This is a genomic window from Streptomyces sp. NPDC046939 (assembly GCF_040644575.1).
Lineage (GTDB): Bacteria > Actinomycetota > Actinomycetes > Streptomycetales > Streptomycetaceae > Streptomyces.
On record NZ_JBEYWV010000013.1, the window covers coordinates 39,656 to 58,729 of the forward strand.

The window sequence follows — 19,074 nt, forward strand, 5'->3', positions numbered from 1 at the left end:
ACGCCGGCCTCGTCGTGAGCGACGAGGGCCCCGCGCGGCCGTGGGTGAGGCGGCGGGGTGCGGCGCCGCGGTGGAGCCGAGGTGCGCGGCCCGGCTCGAGGACGAGCCGCCCGGGACGAGTTCCGCCGGAGCCGGTCAGCAGACGCTGTCCGTCGGCCTCGGGTTGCCCAGGCCGAACAGGGGGCGCAGGCGCAGGCCCGCCCATGTGCCCAGGATCGCGACCGCTCCCCAGATCCAGCCGTGCAGGGAGCCCGAGGCGATGCCCGCCAGGTAGGCGCCGATGTTGCAGCCGCCCGCGAGGCGGGCGCCGATGCCCATCAGGATGCCGCCGAGGACCGCGGCGAGCGCCGTGCGGGCCGGGATGCCCCGGTGCAGCTTCCACACGCCTCCCGCGGCGGCGGCCACGGCGGCGCCGACCATGATGCCGATGTCGGTCAGGCTGTTCTTGTCGGCGAGCACGGGCCCGGACAACTGCGCGGCGCTGCCCGGCTGCCGCCAGTACGTCCACGTCTCGGGGGAGCCGCCGAACGCGCCCACGATCTTCGAGCCCCACAGCGAGAACGCGCTGGTGATGCCCCACGCACCGCCCGAGACGAGCAGCACACCGGCGCCGAGGACGGCCAGGACGACGGCGCCCGCGGCGAGCGGCCAGGACCCGCGGACCGTACGGGCCAGGGCGCCGCGGGCGGACGGCGGCGTGCCGACCGGCGGCGGGTTGCGGCGGGCCTGGACCGTGCGCGCCACCCACCAGACGGCGGCGAGCGCCACGAGGGTCAGCGCCCAGGAGCCGAACCAGCCGACGTGGTCGGAGAGGAGGAACGGGTCGAGCGCGGGCAGGTCGTTCCAGAGCGTGAACTGCCAGGCGGCGAGCGTCGACCCGGTGATGAACCCGAAGAGGGTGAGCACGATCGTGGACTGCCCCGAGCCGACGGCGAACAGGGTGCCGGAGGCGCACGCGCCGCCGAGCTGCATGCCGACGGCGAAGAGGAACGCCCCGAGGAGGAGGCCCACGCCGATCGGTCCTGCGCTGGGCGCGGGCACCGAGCCGAACAAGCCGCTGCCGGTGCCGATGATCAGCGCGAAGAGCGTCGCGGTGGTGCCGAGGAGCAGGGTGTGGGCGCGCAGCCCGGTGCCGTTGCCGACCGCGACGAGCTGGCGCCAGGCGGAGGTGAAGCCGAACCGGGAGTGGAAGAGGGCGAAGCCGAGCCCGATGCCGAGCAGGAGCAGCACGCCCGGCTTGGCGCCGTGCTCGGCGAAGACGTACCCGGCGAGGGCCGCGCCGACGGCGCCCGCGACGGCGAGGGGAGCCCGCCGGACGCGCGGGAGGGGCGCGGCGACGGGGGCGGGGGAGGACGTGGGGGAAGGCGTGAGCAGGGTGGCCCGCGACGCCCCGGGGGAGGGAGCGGTGGTCAAGGGGGTCTCCGAGGAGGGAGGGGGGAAGGCCGGACGGGCGGTGCGGCGCGGCGGGGAAAGGGCCGCGAGGCGTGCGTCAGCGGCGACAGAGCGCGTCGTCGACGCTCCACGCGGTGGCCGCGAAGAGCGCGAGAGCCAGCTGGCGAGCGGGTCCGAACATGCGCACCACCATAGGGAAGGCGGTGCGAGGAGCCCGCATGCGTCTCACATAGCGGGCATATACATGGACATCCGGGCGTGCCGGGGCGGTGCCCTGGCGCGAAATCGAACCCGAGGTCGGTCTTGTGCAAAACCGCAGGTGTGAGAGGGAGCGAACCGGGTAACCGGCGCGCGACGGGGGACGTCAGCCAAGCTCGATTTCACAAGGAGCGGGACTCAATGATCACCGTGACGGCTCAGGAACAGACCCGGTCCGACCGGGTTTCGGAGGACCTGGTCGAGCGCGCATACACGGATCCGTCGTCCATCGCGCCGAAGGACGCGCGAGAGATCGGCAAGCGGTTCTTCGACCGCCTGAGCCAGCTCGAGGAGGGCACGCACGAGTACAGCTACGTGCGCAACTGCCTCATCGAGATGAACCTCTCCCTGGTGCAGTACGCCGCGTCCCGGTTCAAGCACCGGGGCCAGCAGGAGATGGAGGACATCGTCCAGGTCGGCACGATCGGGCTGATCAAGGCGATCGACCGGTTCGAGCTGACCCGTGAGGTGGAGTTCACCTCCTTCGCCGTGCCGTACATCACCGGTGAGATCAAGCGGTTCTTCCGTGACACCTCCTGGGCCGTGCACGTGCCGCGCCGCCTCCAGGAGGCCCGCCTCGAACTCTCCCGCGCCACCGAGGAGCTGCGCTCGCGCCTCGGCCGTTCGCCCTCCACCGCCGAGCTGGCCGAGCTGATGCAGCTGGAGCCCGCCGAGGTCGCGCAGGCCCAGATGGCCTCCAACGGCTACAACGCCGTCTCCCTGGACGCGGCCGTCAACGGCCAGGACGACGAGTCCGACACGATGCTGGCCGACTTCATCGGCGTCGACGAGCACTCCTTCGAGCTCGTCGAGAACTTCCACTCGCTCGCCCCGCTCATCGCGGACCTCGACGAACGGGACCGCAAGCTGCTGCACCTGCGCTTCGTCGAGGAGCGCACCCAGCAGCAGATCGCCGACGAGCTGGGCTGCTCGCAGATGCACGTCTCCCGGCTGATCACCCGCGTGGTGAGCAAGCTCCGCGCCGGGCTGCTGGCCACCGACTGAACCACCGTTCTTCTCTCTCCCCGCTCCTCTCTCATCTGGACGAAGGCGCTGCCGCACACCCCGCGCGGCAGCGCCTTCGTCCTGTTTCGGCGCCCGCGTTGTGGGTTACCTGTCCTGTCCGGCCCCGGCGCGACGTGCGGGACCGCCTCGGACCAGGCACGGAAAGGACGACAGGGCGCGCGATGGGTCGGTTGAAGGACGCCTGGGCATGGTGCACGCGCGCGTGGAGCTCGTCCGGGTACGAGCGTGAGACAGTCCTGAGGATCATGAAGAGCGTGGTCGCGGCGACGCTCGCCTGGTGGGTCTCCCACGACGTCGTGCACGCGACGTCCCCCGCGTTCGCGCCGTTCTCCGCCGTGCTGACCATGCACGTCACCATCTCCCGGTCGATCTGGCAGACCTTGCGCTACGTGGCCGCCGTCGCCCTCGGCGTGGCGGTGCAGGCGGCGATCGGCTTCAGCGCGGGCCCCGACCTGTTCGCGTTCCTCCTCGTCGCCGTCGTCGCGCTGACCATCGGCCAGGTGCGCACCCTGGGCGAACAGGGGCCGCAGGTCGCCACGGCCGCGTTCTTCGCCTTCTCGGTCTACTCGCAGTCCACGTCCAACGCCGACCGCATCAAGGAACTGAGCCAGATCGTCCTGCTCGTCCTCATCGGCTGCGGCATCGGCCTGATCGTCAACCTGTGCGTCGCGCCGCCGCTGCGCTACCGCAGCGCCGAGCAGGGGCTGCACGCGCTCGCCGCCGAGATGGAGACCCTCCTCGACGACATGGCGGACGGGCTCGCCCACAGCGACGTGAGCGAGGAGCGCGCCGAGCGGTGGCGGGTGGCGGGCGAACGCACGCAGACGGCGGTGGGCCAGGCCCGCGCGGGGCTGAGCACGGCCGAGAACAGCCTGCCGTTCAACCCCCGGCGCCTGCTGCCCGCCCACCGGGACCTGTCCTTCACCCGCTACCGCGAGGTCCTCGCCGCCATGGAGCGGGCGGCCTACCAGCTGGCGTCGCTCACCCGTAGCCTCGCCCGGTGGCGGGAGGCCGAGGAGACGTACACCTACACGCCGGTCCTGAAGGCCTACGGCGCGTTCACGGCGCGTCTGCGCGACCTCGCGCACGTCATCGCGGAGCTCGACAGCGACACCCTGGGGAAGCAGGCCGAGCAGATGAACGAGGTGGCGGGCCGGGCGCAGGAGGCGCTCCAGGACGTCCTGGGCGCCGCCGCGGAGCACGGTCTGCCGCTGGCCGACGCGAACCGCCCGTACGGCGTCCTCGTCGTCGAGGCCACCCGGCTGATGGAGGAGTTCCAGCACACGTGCGACGTCCTGCGGGACACCGCCGACGCCTGAGCGGAGCGCGGGTCAGCGCGCCGACGTGAGCTGGTACTGGCACTCGCGCTCCTGGTCCCCGGAGACCGATCCCGCGTCCCGCACGGTGTACGCCTCGGCGAGCGCCGTCCGCACCGTCGTCACGTCGTGCGGGGCGCCCTGCGCGGTCAGGCAGACGGAGCCGTCGAGGCCGTCCGCGCGCGCCGTCGCCGCCCTCGCCGAACCGGTCGGGGTCACATCGAACTCGGCGGTCCAGACCGTGGCCCGGGTGTGCTCGCCGCCCGGCGTCTCCTGGCCGGGGGAGCGGTCGGTGAACTCCGTGGCGAGGTGCGTGAGGACGCGGTGGGCGTCGTCGTCCGAGCAGTCGCTCAGGGTCACGGTGACCGGGTGCTCGTTGGGGGTCGGGGCGGTCGCGTTCATGCGGGTCTCCTGGATCGGCGGTCTCCGCCCAGCGTGACCCACCGGAGCGCCCCGCGCACCCAGTGACATGCGCGGGCGCGCATCAAGGTGCCCGGCAGGGGTACGCGGGCGGCGTCCGTATGGCGAGGCGCCGCACGGTGTGAGCCCCTGGAGAGGGGCCGCACCCGAGCCGTGGTCCGCTGAGCCCCACCCGCAGGAACTCACGCTGGGAGGCGCAGCATGCGCGCACTGACATGGCAGGGAAAGCGCGATGTCCAGATCCAGGAGGTCCCCGACCCCCGGATCGAGAAGCCGGACGACATCGTCGTCCAGGTGACGTCCACCGGGATCTGCGGTTCCGACCTGCACCTGTACGAGGTCCTCGGCCCGTACCTGGACCCGGGCGACATCCTCGGGCACGAGGCGATGGGCGTCGTCGCGGAGGTCGGTCCCGAGGTCACCGAGCTGGCCGTGGGCGACCGGGTCGTCATCCCGTTCAACGTCTCCTGCAACGACTGCTGGATGTGCGATCAGGGCCTGCAGTCCCAGTGCGAGACGACGCAGGTGAAGTCCATGGGCAGCGGCGCCGCCCTGTTCGGCTACACCAAGCTGTACGGGCAGGTGCCCGGCGGCCAGGCCGAGTTCCTGCGCGTCCCCTTCGGCAACAAGCTGCCCATCAAGGTCCCGCACGGCCCCTCGGACGACCGGTACGTCTACCTCTCCGACGTGCTGCCCACCGCCTGGCAGGCCGTCGCCTACGCCGACATCCCGCGAGGCGGCAGCGTCACCGTGCTCGGCCAGGGCCCCATCGGCGACATGTGCGCCAGGATCGCCCGGCTGCGCGGCGCCGAGAAGATCATCGGCGTGGACCTGGTCGACGCCCGACTCGAACGCACCCGGAACAACGGCTTCACCGCCCTGGACCTGCGCGAACACGAGAAGGACCTCGGTGACGCCGTCCGCGACCTGACCGACGGCCGGGGCACGGACGCCGTCATCGACGCGGTCGGCATCGAGGCGCACGGCGCCCCCGTCGCACAGGCGGCGCAGTGGGTCAACAGCCTCCTGCCCGACAAGCTCGCCCGCCCCATGATGGAGAAGATCGGCGTCGACCGCATGGGCGCCCTGCTCGCCGGCATCGACGCGGTGCGCCGCGGCGGCACCCTCTCCATCAGCGGCGTCTACGGCGGCGCGGCGAGCCCCATGCCGCTGCTCACCATGTTCGACAAGCAGATCCAGATCCGCATGGGCCAGGCCAACGTGTGGCGCTGGGTCGAGGACATCCTGCCGCACCTCACCGACGAGGACCCGCTCGGCGTCGACGGCTTCGCCACCCACCACCTGCCGCTGTCCGAGGGCCCGCAGGCGTACGCGACGTTCCAGGCCAAGAAGGACGGCATGGTGAAGACCCTCCTGCAGCCCTGACCGGGGCGGGCGGCAGCCCACTCGGCCGCCCCGGCTTGCGGTTTCCGGGTGTATGCGCAGCTAGGAGGGGCACTCCGTCTCGATAGCGAACGCCTGTCACTCCATCCACCCCCGTCGCTCACGAGCGGTGCCCCTCCCGATTGGTGATCGGGGGCGGCCCGGCGGAGGGTGGAAGGGCAGGCGTTTCCGTCGGAGAACCGGAACAGAGCAGGGTGAGGTGCTGATGACCACACATGCCCGGCCGAGGCAGCCCCGTGAACCACTGGGTACGCCGCGCCTGCTGGCCCCGCGCGGCGTGTACGCCCCGCAGTACGACACCGACCTCCTCCTGCGTGCGCTGCGCGAGGAGCAGGTCGACGAGCACACGGACGTCCTCGACCTGGGCACCGGCACCGGAGCCCTCGCCGTCGCCGCGGCCCGGCTCGGCGCCCGCGTGACCGCGGTCGACCTGTCCTGGCGGGCCGTGTGGACCGCCAGGCTCAACGCCCGCCTCAACCGCGCCGCGGTGACGGTCCGCCACGGCGACCTGGCGACGGCGTTCCCGCCGGCCTCCTTCGACCTCATCGTCAGCAACCCGCCCTACGTGCCCGCGCCGTCGCCGGACCTCCCCACGCGCGGGCCCGCCCGCGCCTGGGACGGCGGGCTCGACGGCCGCTCCGTCGTCGACCGCGTCTGCGACGCCGCGCCGCGCGCGCTGCGCCCCGGCGGCGCCCTGCTGATGGTGCACTCCCAGTTGTGCGACGCCGACGCGAGCCTCATGCGCCTCGCGGGGCTCGGCATGAGCGCGGCCGTCATCGACAAGACGTACGTACCGTTCGGGCCCGTCACCCTCGAACGCCGCGCCTGGCTGTGCGCCCAGGGTCGGCTCGACGAGTCGGCGACCCACGAAGAGCTGGTGGTGATCCGTGCCGAACTCCTCTGAACGACCGCGCCGCGTCACCGTCGACCGCGCGGAAGGGCCCCTCCTCATCGAGGGGCCCGTCGAGGTGGTCGACGCCGACGGCACCACCCACGTGTCCCGGCGGTTCCAGGCCGCGATCTGCACCTGCCGCCGCAGCAAGACCTACCCCTGGTGCGACACCAGCCACCGCAAGCGCCGCCGCACGGGCGAGGACGGCGCCACCCCCACGGAGAGGAGCGAGCAGTGAGCACGATGACGGAGTCCCGGCGCACACAGCCCGGACTCCCCGCCCCGACCGGACCCCTGTCCGACGCGGTCGTCACCGCCCTGCGCGGGGACGACCTGCCGGCCGACTCCCTGGCGGCCGCACAGAAGAGCGCCGAGAGCGCGGACCCGTACGGCCTCGACCTCCAGACGGCCCTGTACGTGCTCTACGAACTGCACTACCAGGGGTTCGACGGCGTCGACGCCGACCGGGAGTGGGAGCCGCACCTCCTCGACCTGCGCCGGACCCTGGAGCGCCGCTTCCTCGACGCCCTGCGCGTCGACGCGACCCCCGAGGCCGACGCCGAGCGGACCCTGGCCGCGCTGCAGATCGAGCCCGCCGGGTTCGACGACGCCAGTGTCAGCCACCACCTCCAGCGCGACGGCGAGCTGTGGCAGTTCCGCGAGTACGCCGCGCTGCGCTCGCTGTACCACCTGAAGGAGGCGGACCCGCACGCCTGGGTCATCCCCCGCCTGCACGGCCGGGCGAAGGCGGCGATGGTGGCGATCGAGTTCGACGAGTTCGGCGGGGGCCGCGCGGACGAGATCCACGCCGGTCTCTTCGCCGCCTTGATGGCCGATCTCGGCCTGGACACCACGTACGGCCGCTACCTCGAAGCGGCCCCCGCGGAGGCCCTCGCCACGGTCAACCTGATGTCGCTGTTCGGCCTGCACCGCAGTCTGCGCGGCGCCCTGGTCGGCCACTTCGCGACCGTCGAGATCACCTCCTCGCCGGGCTCGCGCCGCCTCGCGGAAGCGCTCCGGCGCCTGGGAGCGGGCCCGGCCGCGCAGCGGTTCTACGACGAGCACGTCGAGGCGGACGCCGTGCACGAGCAGATCGTGCGGCGCGAGGTGGTCGGCGGACTGCTGGAGGCCGAGCCCGGCCTCGACGAGGACGTGGCCTTCGGCGTCACCGCCACCGGCTTCCTGGAGGACCGCCTGGGCGCGCACCTGCTGTCGCGCTGGCGCGAGGGCGAGAGCGCCCTGCGCGTCCCGCTGCCGTCCCCCGGAGAGCCGGGGCAAGAAAACACGAACAAAACGGTCGAAAATTGGGAGGAATGACCGGGGCCGCAACGGTCACTCCATAGGGAGACCCGAAAGGGACAAAGCAACCCCCACACAGAGAGGCGCACCATCATGGTGGAAACGTCGCTGAACGGCCGTCGTGTCCTCGCTCTCGTCACCAACTACGGCGTGGAGCAGGACGAACTGGTCGTCCCGGTCAAGAAGCTGAAGGAGCAGGGCGCGGACGTCACCATCGCCGCCCAGTCCTCGGACGCCGTGCAGACGCTCGTCGGGGACAAGGACCCGGGCCAGAACGTGGACCCGGACACCACCATCGAAGCGGTCGACGCGGACGGGTACGACCTGCTTCTGCTGCCCGGCGGCACGCTCAACGCCGACACGCTGCGGCTCGACGAGAAGGCGGTCGCCACGGCCAAGGCGTTCGTCGCCTCCGGGCGCCCGATCGCCGCGATCTGCCACGGCCCCTGGCTCCTGGTGGAGGCGGACGTCCTCGACGGCAAGACGCTCACGTCCTACCCGTCGCTCAAGACGGACATCAAGAACGCGGGCGCCAAGGCCTGGGTCGACGAGCCCGTCGTCCGGTGCACCGCGTCCGGCTTCACGCTGATCACCTCGCGGACGCCGAAGGACCTCGACGACTTCGTGGGCGGCATCGGCGAGACCCTCACCGCCGCCTGACCAGCCCATCAGCCTTTGCCCCGGAAGGAGCCCCCGTGAGTGCACGCGCCGCCGTCTTCGACGTGGACGGCACCCTCGCCGACACCACCCATCTGCACACCGTGTGCTGGTGGGAGGCGCTGCGGCAGGCAGGCCACCGGGTGCCGATGGCCGCGGTGCACGGCGCCATCGGCCTCGGCTCCTCCGACCTCCTCGACCACCTGCTCGGCAAGGACCGGGACACCGAAGAGGACGCCTCACTGAGTGCCGCGCACAAGACGCTGTACGCCACCTGGTTCGAGCGCCTCGCCCCCGTCCAGGGCGCCGCGGATCTGCTGCGGCGTCTGCACGCCGACGGCTGGTCGGTCGTGCTCGCCACCTCCGCCGAGGGCTCCGAACTCGAAGCGCTGCGCGCGGCGATCGACGCGGACGACGCGATCGACGCGACGGCCAGCTCCGACGACGTGGAGGAGGGCAAACCCGCCCCCGAACCGGTCCAGCACGCACTCGACCTCGTCGGCGCGAAGGCGGAGGACAGTGTCTTCGTCGGCGACTCGGTGTGGGACATGAAGGCGGCGCGGGCCGCGGGCGTCGTCCCCCTCGGCGTCCTCAGCGGCGGGATCAGCCGGGCGGAGCTGGAGAAGGCCGGCGCCGAGGCGGTCTACGCGGACACCGCCGAACTCCTGCGTGAGCTGGACGACAGCGCCTTCGGTAAGAAGTAGGAAAGGCATTCCCGCGAGGCGGAGAAAGCGCGCGACGCAGTCCCGGGTACGGCACCACGCCGGACCCGGGACTTTCGCGTGCGCCCCGCTGTCCTGCCCTGTTTGCCCGGAGTTCAGTGGGACACCCGACCAGTCCGGGAGCAGGACGAACGAGGCAGGAGGGACACCATGGTGGACCGCATCGCTGTGGAGCGGTCGGTACGGGAGGCCGCCGAGGGCGACCCGGCGCGGCTGCCCCGGCGCCTGTGCGAGGCCATCAGGGAGAGCGTGTCGATGGAGGCCGGGACGCTCTCGCTGTTCACGGACACCCCGCACCGCCAACTGCTCTGCGCGACCAGTGACGCGGCGCTGCGCCTGGAGAAGCTCCAGTTCGGCCTCGGCGAAGGGCCCTGCGTGACGGCCGCGCGGACCGGCGACAAGGTCGTGGTCGGGGATCTGCACACCGAGCTGACGGGCTGGCCCGTCTTCGGCTCCTGCGCCCAGGAACAGCTCGGCGACGTCGGCGCGATCTACGCCTTTCCCCTGCGGCTCGACGCCCATCGCACCCTCGGCGCGGTCGACGTGCTGTGCCGCGACCCTCATGACCCGGACCCGGAGACCGTCCGGGCCGGTGTCATCGCCGCCCGCGCCGCGAGCCGGGAACTGCTCCACTCCTACCAGGAGACCGTGGACCAGGGCGGCCTGCCGATGTGGGAGCCCGAGGACATCATGGACTCCTACTGGGGCCCCACCCACGCCGCCGTCGGCCTCCTCGCCGGTGAGCTGGACATCACGGCCGACGAGGCGCTGACCCGGATGCGGGCCCACGCCTTCGGCTCCGGCCGCTCGCTGCCGGACGTCGCCGAGGACATCCTCGCGGACCCCGAGTGCATCACGCCGTAGAGCCACACGCCCCACCGGAGCCCGACAGGGACGTTTGTCCTGTTTCCGCCCCGGGCGCCCGGGTACTCCGACCTCTGTGAAGGAGACGGAACGACACGTTCCGTCGAACGCCCTCAGCAGTCGTTCTGGAGATGTTTCTCATGTCGGACCAGCGGAAGAGCTCGTTCGCGACGGTCAACCCGTACACGGGGGAGACCCTCGCGGAGTTCCCGGCCCTAGAGGGCGCCCAGGTGGACGCCGCGCTGGAGACCGCGGGGCACGCCTTCGAGAGCTGGCGCGCGCGGCCCGTGAAGGAGCGCGCCGCCGTCGTCGGCCGCGCGGCCGCACTGATGCGGGAGCGCAAGGAGGACCTCGCGCGGACCATCACCACGGAGATGGGCAAGCTCATCGCGGAGGCGCGCGGCGAGGTCGATCTCGCCGCGTCCATCCTGGAGTACTACGCCGAGCACGGGCCCGCGTTCACGGCCCCCGAGCCCCTGGACGTGCGGGACGGCGAGGCATACCTCGTCAACGAGCCGCTCGGCACCCTGCTCGGCGTCATGCCGTGGAACTTCCCGCTCTACCAGGTGGTCCGCTTCGCGGGCCCGAACCTGGTGCTCGGCAACACCGTCCTGGTCAAGCACGCCGGCATCTGCGCGCAGTCCGCCCTCGCTCTGGAGTCGCTGTTCCGCGACGCCGGAGCCCCCGAAGGCGTCTACACGAACCTCTTCGTGAGCCACGAGGACATCGAGCGGATCATCGACAGCCCCGTGGTGCGCGGCGCCTCCCTGACCGGCAGCGAGCGCGCGGGCGCCCAGGTCGCCGAGCGCGCCGGACGGAACATGAAGCCGAGCCTCCTGGAGCTGGGCGGCAGCGACGTCTTCATCGTCCTCGACGGCGAGAACCTGGAGCGCACCATCGGCGCCGCCGTCGCGGGCCGGATGGCGAACACCGGCCAGAGCTGCGTCGCCTCCAAGCGGTTCATCGTCCTCGACGAGGTCTACGACGACTTCGTCGACGGGCTGCGCCGCGCCTTCGAGGAGCTGCGCCCCGGCGACCCGCTCGACGAGTCGACCACCCTCGGCCCGCTCTCCTCGGAGAAGGCCGCCGCAGAGCTGGCCGACCAGATCCGCGAGACGGTCGAGCAGGGCGCGGAGCTGGTCACCGGCGGCCACCGCATCGACCGGCCCGGTGCCTTCGTCGAGCCGACGATCCTCACCGGTGTGAAGCCGGGCATGCGCGCCTACGGCGAGGAGCTGTTCGGCCCCGCCGCCGTGGTGTACCGCGTCGCCGACGAGGACGAGGCCGTGGCGCTCGCCAATGACAGCCGGTACGGCCTCGGTGGCTCGGTGTTCTGCGCCGACGTGGACCGCGGGCGCCGGGTCGCGGAGCGGGTGGAGACCGGCATGGTCTGGGTCAACCACCCCACCTCCACCCAGCCCGACCTGCCGTTCGGCGGCATCAAGAGCTCGGGCTACGGCCGGGAGCTGTCGAAGCTCGGCATGCGGGAGTTCGTCAACCGCAAGCTGGTGCGCGTCCTGCCGCCGGACGCGGAGCTGAGCGGCATCGCGGGCTGAGACCCGGCCCCGTACCCGTACCCCTTCTACTCACGAGTCAGGAGAACCACTGTGACCGCAGTCCCCACCATCGCGCTCAACAACGGCGTCCAGATCCCCCAGCTCGGCTTCGGCACCTTCCAGATCCCGCCGGAGGAGACCCGGGAGACGACGCTGGCCGCCCTGGAGGCCGGGTACCGGCACATCGACACGGCGGAGATGTACGGCAACGAGAAGGGCGTCGGCGAGGCGGTCCGCGACTCCGGTCTCGACCGCGCCGACATCTTCGTGACCAGCAAGCTCAACAACGGCGCGCACGCCCGTGACGACGCGCTGCGGGCCTTCGACACCACCATGGACGAGCTGGGCCTGGATCACCTGGACCTCTTCCTCATCCACTGGCCGCTGCCCGGCAGGGGCGACTTCGTCGAGACGTGGAAGGCGCTGGAGGAGATCTACCGCTCCGGCCGCGCCAAGGCCATCGGCGTCTCCAACTTCCAGCCGCACCATCTGCGCCGCCTCCTGGGCGAGACCGAGGTGGTGCCCGCGGTCAACCAGATCGAGGTCCACCCCTACCTCACCAACGACGACGCCCGCGCCTTCGGCGCCGAGCACCACATCGCCACCGAGGCCTGGTCGCCCATCGCGCAGGGCAAGGTCCTCGACGATCCCGCGATCAACCGCATCGCGCAGGCGGTGGGCAAGACGCCCGCCCAGGTGACGCTGCGCTGGCACCTCCAGCGCGGGGACATCGTGTTCCCGAAGTCCTCGACCCGGAAGAGGATCGAGGAGAACTTCGACCTCTTCGACTTCGAGCTGAGCGAGGCCGACATGGGCACGATCTCCGCCCTGAACCGCGACGAGCGCACGGGCCCCGACCCGGACACGTTCAACGGCTGACACATCCGCTTCCGCCCAGGCCCGGTCCCCTCGGACCGGGCCTTTTCGCGTGCGTTTTCCGCGCGTTTTCCGTGACCCCACCCATAGGAGCCAGATCACATGCGAAAGAGGGTAGTAGTGCCATAAATGCCCGATTCGCGATGCTTGAGCGGTCGCAAACCCCCCTGGGTGATCGAATCGGACTTTTCTCCGTAATGGCGTAGTACGTCACAATCTTGCATCTCTCTCCAGGCGTCCCTAAACCTGGTGAACGTTCCGGTCGCCGACACCGCGCCGGGCCCCTCACCACAGCACGCATTGGAGAGTCACCCCCGCATGTCGATCGCCCTGACGCAGACCAGCACCGACCGCAACGCCGCCGACCGCACCGAGAGCACCCTGCGCCTGCGCAAGCTCTCCTTCTCCGGCATAGCCGTCGCCGGTGCCGTCGCCGCCGCCCTCACGCTGGTCCCCTCGACCGCGAACGCCGCCGCGTTCGCCGCCGCGCCGAGCGCCAAGACGACCACCCCGGTCACGACCGCCGCGAAGCCCGCCGCCCCCGCGAAGCCCGCCACCAAGGCCCCCGCCAAGACCGCGGCCGCCGCGGTGAGCTACCCGGACAACCTCGACGGCTGGATCCGCGAGGCCCTCGCCATCATGAAGGCCAAGGGCATCCCCGGCTCCTACGAGGGCCTGCACCGCAACATCATGCGCGAGTCCTCCGGCAACCCGAACGCCGTGAACGACTGGGACATCAACGCCCGCAACGGCATCCCCTCCAAGGGTCTGCTCCAGGTCATCCAGCCCACCTTCGACCGCTTCCACGTCGAGGGCACCAAGGACAGCCTGACCGACCCGGTCGCCAACATCACCGCGGCCGCCAACTACGCCGCCCACCGCTACGGCTCCATCGACAATGTGAACTCGGCTTACTGAGCAGCAAACCGACGAAACCGGGTACACGGCCCGACGACGAAGGGGAGCGCATGCCGCAGCACGACAGCACGAGGACGAGGCGGAAGAAGATCCTGCGCTGGACCGCGTGGGGCGCCCTGGGCCTGGTCCTGGCCGGAGCGGGCGGCACCGCGTACGCCTGGCAGCACCTCAACGGCAACATCGAGGGCACGGACGTGGACGCCGTCCTCGGCGAAGACCGGCCCGGCGCCCAGCACAACGGCGCGATGAACATCCTCCTGCTCGGCTCGGACTCCCGGGCAGGCACCCACGGCGAGTACGGCCGCGGCATCGCCGGGGCCCGCGCCGACACGGCGATGGTGCTGCACGTCAGCAGGGACCACAAGAAGGCCACGGTCGTCAGCATCCCGCGCGACACACTGGTCGAACGGCCGCGGTGCGCGACCGAGGACGGCGGCAGCGCGCCCGCCGCGCACGAGGCCATGTTCAACACGTCCTACGAGGTCGGCGGCCCCGCCTGCACCGTGAAGACGGTCGAGAAGATGTCCGGCGTCCGCATGGACCACTACCTGGAAGTCGACTTCAAGGGCTTCCGCAAGCTCATCGACGAACTCGGCGGCGTGGACATCACCACCCGCAAGGCCATCGACGACCCCGGCAGCGGCCTCGACCTGCCCGCGGGCCGGCACACCCTCAAGGGCGAGCAGGCCCTCCAGCTCGTCCGCACCCGGCACCACGTCGCCGACGGCAGCGACCTGGGCCGCATCCAGCTCCAGCAGGCGTTCGTCAAGGCGCTGATCCACCGCGTGAACACCGTCGACCCACTCAGCCACCCCGCCAAGGCCTACGACCTCGCCGACACCGCCACCAAGACCGTCAGCGCCGACTCCGGTCTGGCCTCCACCGACAAACTGCTCGGCTTGGGCAAGGACTTGAAGGGCATCAGTCCGGAGAACACGGACATGATCACGCTGCCGGTCACCTACGACGCGCAGGGCCCCGGACGGGTGCTGCCGCTCGACAAGGCCGCGCGGCGGGTCTGGAGCGCGCTGCGCCACGACCGGCCCGTGCCGAAGTCGGCGACGCGGGGCTCGGTGGCCGACAGGACCGACTCGCCGGTGGCGGCGGACTCCTGAGTTCCGGTCCGTTTGCTACAACGGATCGTTCATTTGCTCACTCACAACATTGGGGACGGTACGGATGCGCAGTGTCGGGGTCGAAGAGGAGCTGCTGCTCGTCGACGGCGAGAGCGGTGAGGCACGAGCCCTCTCGCACGCCGTCCTGGCGCGGGCCGCGCGCGGCGGACAGGGCGACAGCGAGGCATTCGAGGCCGAACTCCACCGCCAGCAACTGGAGTTCGCCACCAGCCCGCACGAGAAGATGCCGGACCTCGCCCAGGAGATCGTCCGCTGGCGCGAGCAGGCCGCCCGCCACGCGGAGACCCTCGGCGCCACCATCGCCGCCCTCGCCACCTCACCGCTCCCGGTCAGCCCGACCGTCGGCAGCGGCGAGCGCTACCAGTGGCTCGAGGAGCAGTTCGGCCTCACCACCCAGGAGCAGCTCACCTGCGGCTGCCACGTCCACGTCCACGTCGAGTCCGACGAGGAAGGCGTGGCGGTGCTCAACCGCATCAGGCCCTGGCTCTCCGTCCTCGTCGCCCTGAGCGCCAACTCCCCGTTCTGGCAGGGCAAGGACTCCCGCTACAGCAGCTACCGCAGCCGGGTCTGGGGCCGCTGGCCGTCCGCCGGACCGGTGGAGCTGTTCAAGGACGCCGACGACTACCACCGCCAGGTCGACGCCATGGTCTCCACCGGCGCCCTCCTCGACAACGGCATGATCTACTTCGACGCCCGGATCTCCGCCAACCACCCGACCGTCGAGGTCCGGGTGGCCGACGTCTGCCTCGAACCGTCCATGACGGTGCTGCACGCCATGCTCGTACGCGGCCTGGTCGAGACGGCGGCCCGCGAGTGGCGGGCCGGCAAGCCCCCGGCCGCGCACCCGGTGGCCCTGCTCCGCCTCGCCAACTGGCGCGCGAGCCGCTCCGGCCTCGACGACGAGCTCGTGCACCCCGTCGACATGCGCCCCGTCCCTGCGGTCACCGCGGTGGAGGCGCTGTTCGAGCACGTGCGGCCGGCCCTCGAGGACGCCGGTGACTACGACGACGCGCGCATGCGCCTCGACCGCGTCCTGCGCGACGGCAACGGCAGCCGCGTCCAGCGCGAGGTGTTCGCCCGCACGGGCAGCCTGCGCGACGTGGTCGACGAGTGCGTGCGCCGCACCGGCCTCCCGGCCTGACACCTCCTCGGCCCCTCCCGCGCACCGCCCCTTCGGTTGCCCGCGCCGCCGACCGGGGCGACGATGTCCGCATGACCGGGACAACACCGCGGCATCGCGTCTGACCTGCATGGAAAGGCGATCAGTGGGCAAGCGGGTCGCCTGAGGGCGATCGCCTTCCTGCTCGGACGATGATGCGTCTCCCCGTCGGGAGGCGCGTCGTCGTTCGAGGAGAGTCGACGGTCCGGCGGGTGGCCGGAGGAAGGACTACCGTCCGTGAGCGCAGAGACGACGCAGGCGGCGAGCGAGAGCGAGCCGGAGTGGGACCCGGAGGCGGTACGCCGCCACCGCGGCCTCTTCCGGGTGATCGAGCGGCGGCGCAACCCCAAGCTGCGCCAGAGCGACATCACGGTGACCGAGGAGCCGACGGTACGGCGCGCGGTGAAGGCCGCGATGCTCGGCAACGCCATGGAGTGGTTCGACTTCGGCATCTACTCCTACATGGCCGTCACCCTCGGCAAGGTCTTCTTCCCGTCCGGCAACCCGACGGCGCAGACCCTCGCCTCCTTCGGCGCCTTCGCCGCGGCCTTCCTGCTGCGGCCCATCGGCGGGTTCGTCTTCGGTCCGCTCGGCGACCGCATCGGCCGCAAGAAGGTGCTGTCCCTCACCATGATCATGATGGCGCTGGGCACCTTCGGCATCGGCCTGGTGCCCAGTTACGCCGCCATCGGCATCTGGGCCCCGGCCCTGCTCCTGCTGTTCCGCGTCATCCAGGGCTTCTCGACCGGCGGTGAGTACGGCGGCGCCGCCACCTTCATCGCCGAGTACGCGCCCGACAAGAAGCGCGGCTTCTTCGGCAGCTACCTGGAGTTCGGCACCCTCGCCGGCTACGTGGGCGCGGCCGGGCTCGTCACCATCCTGACGACCTTCCTGGACGACGCCACCATGACCTCCTGGGGCTGGCGCGTGCCGTTCCTCGTCGCGGGGCCGCTCGGCCTGATCGGCCTGTACATGCGGCTCAAGCTGGAGGACACCCCCGCCTACCAGGAGCTGGAGCGCGAGCAGGAACAGGGCGCCGACCGCCCGAAGTTCCGCTTCGGCCCCTTCTTCCGCGACCACTGGCGCGCCCTGCTGCTGTGCATGATCCTGGTCGCCGCCTACGACATCGCCGACTACGGCCTGCTCTCGTACATGCCGACGTACCTGACCGACGAGCTGGACTACGGCTCCACCGCGGGTCTCGTCGCCCTGGTCATCGTCATGATCGTGCTGATGTGCCTGGTGCACCCGCTCGGCACGCTCTCCGACCGCGTCGGCCGCAAGCCGATCCTGCTGGCGGGCATGACCGGCTTCGTGGTCCTGACCGTCCCGGCGTTCCTGCTGCTCCGCGCGGGCGGCCACGTCGCGGTCTACGCCGGTCTGCTGCTGCTCGGCCTGTGCCTGCTGTCATTCCTCGCGACGATGTCCGCGGTCCTGCCGGCGCTGTTCCCGACGGAGGTGCGCTACTCGGCGCTGGCGATCTCCTTCAACGTCGCCGGCTCCCTCTTCGGCGGCACCACGCCCCTGGTCATGGAGGGCCTGACCAGCGCCACCGGCAACAACCTGATGCCGGCGTTCTACATCATGCTCGCCGCGGTGATCGGCGCGGTGGCTGTCCTCTTCATCAAGGAGACCGCCCGCCAGCCCCTGGAGGGCTCCCCGCCCTCGGTCGGCACCAAGGAGGAGGCGGCCGCTCTGGTCGCCGCCCAGTACACGCGTGGCCCGCTGTCGCAGCTCCCGGCGGACGCGCCCGGCGTCGGTCAGTCGGGCTCGACGGCGGACGACACGGAGGACCGGGACGCGCGCCGGGACGCGCGCGAGAAGACGTCGGCCTGAGAGCGAGCGGTCGCGCGGCAACTGCTCGCCGCGCGACCGGTCAGCGGTAGGAGGCCGGGTCGAGGACGGCGCGGACCGTCTTGCCCTGGCCGTGCGGCTCCACGGTGACGGAGCGCGCCAGGTTGTTCACCATCAGCCAGCCGAAGCCGCCGGGGACGGTCGGGTCGTGCGGCCGCAGCAGCGGCTCCTCGGGACTCGCGTCCTCGACCTCGATCACCAGCGCGCCGTCGTGCGCGCGGGCGGCGAAGCGGACGAGGCCGCCGCCGTGCCGCAGCGCGTTCGAGGCGAGCTCGCTGGCGATCAGGAGCGCGTCCTCGTGCAGCCGGCGGCCCAGCGGCTCGGCCAGGCCGGCGCAGAGGGGGAGCACGGCCTCACTCGTGTCGGTCCGCGCCTGCGCGCACGTGAAGCGCTCCGTGTCGGATGCGTCCGGAGCACCCACGGGATTCCTCCAAGCGTTCAGGAGCGGGGGAGCTGCGTCGTCGTGTCCAGGTAGAACGCGTCGATGCTCTGGACCGCCTGCTCGAAGTCGTCCAGGTTGACCGGCTTGGTGACGTAGGCGTTGGCGTACTGGCGGTACGCCCCCGTCACGTCGTCCGGCGCGGCCGACGTGGTGAGGACCACGACCGGGATCGTGCGCAGTTCCTCGTCACTCTTCAGGACGGCGAGCAGCTCCCGTCCGTTCATCCGCGGCATGTTCAGGTCGAGGACGATCAGGTCGGGGCGCGTGGACTGCGGGGCCCGCAGGTACTCCAGAGCCGCGATCCCGTCCTCGACCTGGGTCAGGTTACGGGCGCCGCGCGCGGTCAGCGCGTCCTGTACCAGCATGGCGTCGGCGAGGTCGTCCTCGACGAGGAGGACGTCGTAGGCACGGGGCGGCGTGGTCATCTCATGGGCTCCGGGGCGGGTTGGAAGGGGTTGCGGTGTGGGACGGGTGGGTGATCAGGTCCGGCCAGCGGTTCCTGGCTCCCTGCCGGGTGATGTTGAGTACCCGGCCGAGCTGGGGGTAACCGGCCCCTGCCGCGACCGCTTCCTGGGCCGCCTGGTACTCCAGGCGATCCAGCGCGCCGCGCAACTGGAGGATCATGTACAGCCGCATCAATGCCTGCGACTGCGCGGTGACCTGGCCATCGTCGGTGGGACGGGGGTCGAGGGTGTGAGTGGCGAGCCGTCGGACGACGTCGTCGAGTGCGCCGCTGGTCAGCTCGGCGATCTCCTCCTCCGTCGCGCGCAGCGAGAAATGCTTGCCAGGCATGCCGCCCACCTTAGGGAAACTGCTGCCGGTCCGACAACATGACTTGTCGGATTGCGGTTACAGTATGCACGCCGCCTGCACAGTAAGGCGG

General features: G+C 71.4%; 20 protein-coding genes. 15 read left to right on the top strand and 5 right to left on the bottom strand.

The window, feature by feature from the left end:
- Positions 1-135: 135 nt before the first annotated feature.
- Positions 136-1,413, bottom strand: coding sequence for a YeeE/YedE family protein (locus ABZ877_RS16200; protein WP_361070622.1), 1,278 nt, complete (start codon positions 1,411-1,413; stop codon positions 136-138).
- Between the two features lie 378 nt (positions 1,414-1,791).
- Here ABZ877_RS16200 and ABZ877_RS16205 point away from each other — a divergent pair, with 378 nt between their 5' ends.
- Together ABZ877_RS16205 and ABZ877_RS16210 are read left to right on the top strand one after the other, a co-directional pair.
- Positions 1,792-2,655, top strand: a complete 864-nt coding sequence (locus tag ABZ877_RS16205) for a SigB/SigF/SigG family RNA polymerase sigma factor (RefSeq protein WP_361070625.1) — start codon at positions 1,792-1,794, stop codon at positions 2,653-2,655.
- Between the two features lie 266 nt (positions 2,656-2,921).
- Positions 2,922-3,995, top strand: coding sequence for an aromatic acid exporter family protein (locus tag ABZ877_RS16210; RefSeq protein WP_361070628.1), 1,074 nt, complete (start codon positions 2,922-2,924; stop codon positions 3,993-3,995).
- A gap of 12 nt (positions 3,996-4,007) precedes the next feature.
- Here the strand turns inward: ABZ877_RS16210 and ABZ877_RS16215 are convergent, their stop codons facing one another.
- Positions 4,008-4,394: a hypothetical protein gene (locus tag ABZ877_RS16215; protein WP_361070631.1), complete on the bottom strand. Its 387-nt coding sequence runs from the start codon at positions 4,392-4,394 to the stop codon at positions 4,008-4,010.
- Between the two features lie 219 nt (positions 4,395-4,613).
- Between ABZ877_RS16215 and ABZ877_RS16220 the strand changes: the two genes are divergently transcribed.
- The 13 genes from ABZ877_RS16220 to ABZ877_RS16280 all read left to right on the top strand — a co-directional run bounded on the left by ABZ877_RS16220 (position 4,614) and on the right by ABZ877_RS16280 (position 17,731).
- Positions 4,614-5,798, top strand: a complete 1,185-nt coding sequence (locus tag ABZ877_RS16220; protein ID WP_361070634.1) for an alcohol dehydrogenase catalytic domain-containing protein — start codon at positions 4,614-4,616, stop codon at positions 5,796-5,798.
- 223 nt (positions 5,799-6,021) lie between these two features.
- Positions 6,022-6,720, top strand: coding sequence for a HemK2/MTQ2 family protein methyltransferase (locus ABZ877_RS16225; RefSeq protein WP_361070637.1), 699 nt, complete (start codon positions 6,022-6,024; stop codon positions 6,718-6,720).
- Positions 6,704-6,946: a CDGSH iron-sulfur domain-containing protein gene (locus tag ABZ877_RS16230; RefSeq protein WP_361070640.1), complete on the top strand. Its 243-nt coding sequence runs from the start codon at positions 6,704-6,706 to the stop codon at positions 6,944-6,946. Before ABZ877_RS16225 ends, ABZ877_RS16230 begins: the two co-directional genes overlap by 17 nt.
- Positions 6,947-6,951: 5 nt before the next feature.
- Positions 6,952-8,025, top strand: a complete 1,074-nt coding sequence (locus tag ABZ877_RS16235; protein ID WP_361071087.1) for an iron-containing redox enzyme family protein — start codon at positions 6,952-6,954, stop codon at positions 8,023-8,025.
- Positions 8,026-8,100: 75 nt separating this feature from the next.
- Entirely contained in the window at positions 8,101-8,667 is a 567-nt protein-coding gene (locus ABZ877_RS16240; protein WP_361070643.1) for a type 1 glutamine amidotransferase domain-containing protein, read from the top strand.
- A 35-nt stretch (positions 8,668-8,702) separates the two neighbouring features.
- Positions 8,703-9,368 carry an HAD family hydrolase gene (locus ABZ877_RS16245; RefSeq protein WP_361070646.1) on the top strand — a complete coding sequence of 222 codons (666 nt, stop codon included), beginning with the start codon at positions 8,703-8,705 and terminating at the stop codon, positions 9,366-9,368.
- Between the two features lie 168 nt (positions 9,369-9,536).
- Positions 9,537-10,250 carry a GAF and ANTAR domain-containing protein gene (locus ABZ877_RS16250; RefSeq protein ID WP_361070649.1) on the top strand — a complete coding sequence of 238 codons (714 nt, stop codon included), beginning with the start codon at positions 9,537-9,539 and terminating at the stop codon, positions 10,248-10,250.
- Between the two features lie 140 nt (positions 10,251-10,390).
- Entirely contained in the window at positions 10,391-11,806 is a 1,416-nt protein-coding gene (locus tag ABZ877_RS16255; RefSeq protein WP_361070652.1) for an NAD-dependent succinate-semialdehyde dehydrogenase, read from the top strand.
- A gap of 51 nt (positions 11,807-11,857) precedes the next feature.
- Positions 11,858-12,685, top strand: coding sequence for an aldo/keto reductase (locus ABZ877_RS16260; RefSeq protein WP_361070655.1), 828 nt, complete (start codon positions 11,858-11,860; stop codon positions 12,683-12,685).
- Between the two features lie 315 nt (positions 12,686-13,000).
- A complete protein-coding gene (locus tag ABZ877_RS16265; RefSeq protein ID WP_361070657.1) occupies positions 13,001-13,600 on the top strand; it encodes a transglycosylase SLT domain-containing protein in 600 nt (199 codons plus the stop codon).
- A gap of 50 nt (positions 13,601-13,650) precedes the next feature.
- The gene (locus tag ABZ877_RS16270) at positions 13,651-14,715 is read left to right on the top strand and encodes an LCP family protein (protein ID WP_361070660.1); all 1,065 of its coding nucleotides are present in this window, start codon (positions 13,651-13,653) and stop codon (positions 14,713-14,715) included.
- Positions 14,716-14,779: 64 nt separating this feature from the next.
- Positions 14,780-15,877, top strand: coding sequence for a glutamate--cysteine ligase (locus ABZ877_RS16275; RefSeq protein ID WP_361070662.1), 1,098 nt, complete (start codon positions 14,780-14,782; stop codon positions 15,875-15,877).
- Between the two features lie 255 nt (positions 15,878-16,132).
- Positions 16,133-17,731, top strand: coding sequence for an MFS transporter (locus tag ABZ877_RS16280; RefSeq protein ID WP_361070665.1), 1,599 nt, complete (start codon positions 16,133-16,135; stop codon positions 17,729-17,731).
- Between the two features lie 40 nt (positions 17,732-17,771).
- On the opposite strand, the gene ABZ877_RS16285 is transcribed toward ABZ877_RS16280, so the two are convergent.
- From ABZ877_RS16285 to ABZ877_RS16295, 3 genes are read right to left on the bottom strand one after another with little or no spacing between them, the layout of a single operon-like run.
- Entirely contained in the window at positions 17,772-18,170 is a 399-nt protein-coding gene (locus ABZ877_RS16285; RefSeq protein ID WP_361070667.1) for an ATP-binding protein, read from the bottom strand.
- A gap of 17 nt (positions 18,171-18,187) precedes the next feature.
- Complete coding sequence (locus ABZ877_RS16290) at positions 18,188-18,616, bottom strand: response regulator (RefSeq protein ID WP_361070670.1); 429 nt, start codon at positions 18,614-18,616, stop codon at positions 18,188-18,190.
- Between the two features lies 1 nt (position 18,617).
- Positions 18,618-18,983 (bottom strand): hypothetical protein, encoded by a 366-nt coding sequence (locus tag ABZ877_RS16295; protein ID WP_361070673.1) that lies wholly within the window; start codon positions 18,981-18,983, stop codon positions 18,618-18,620.
- Positions 18,984-19,074 lie beyond the last annotated feature (91 nt).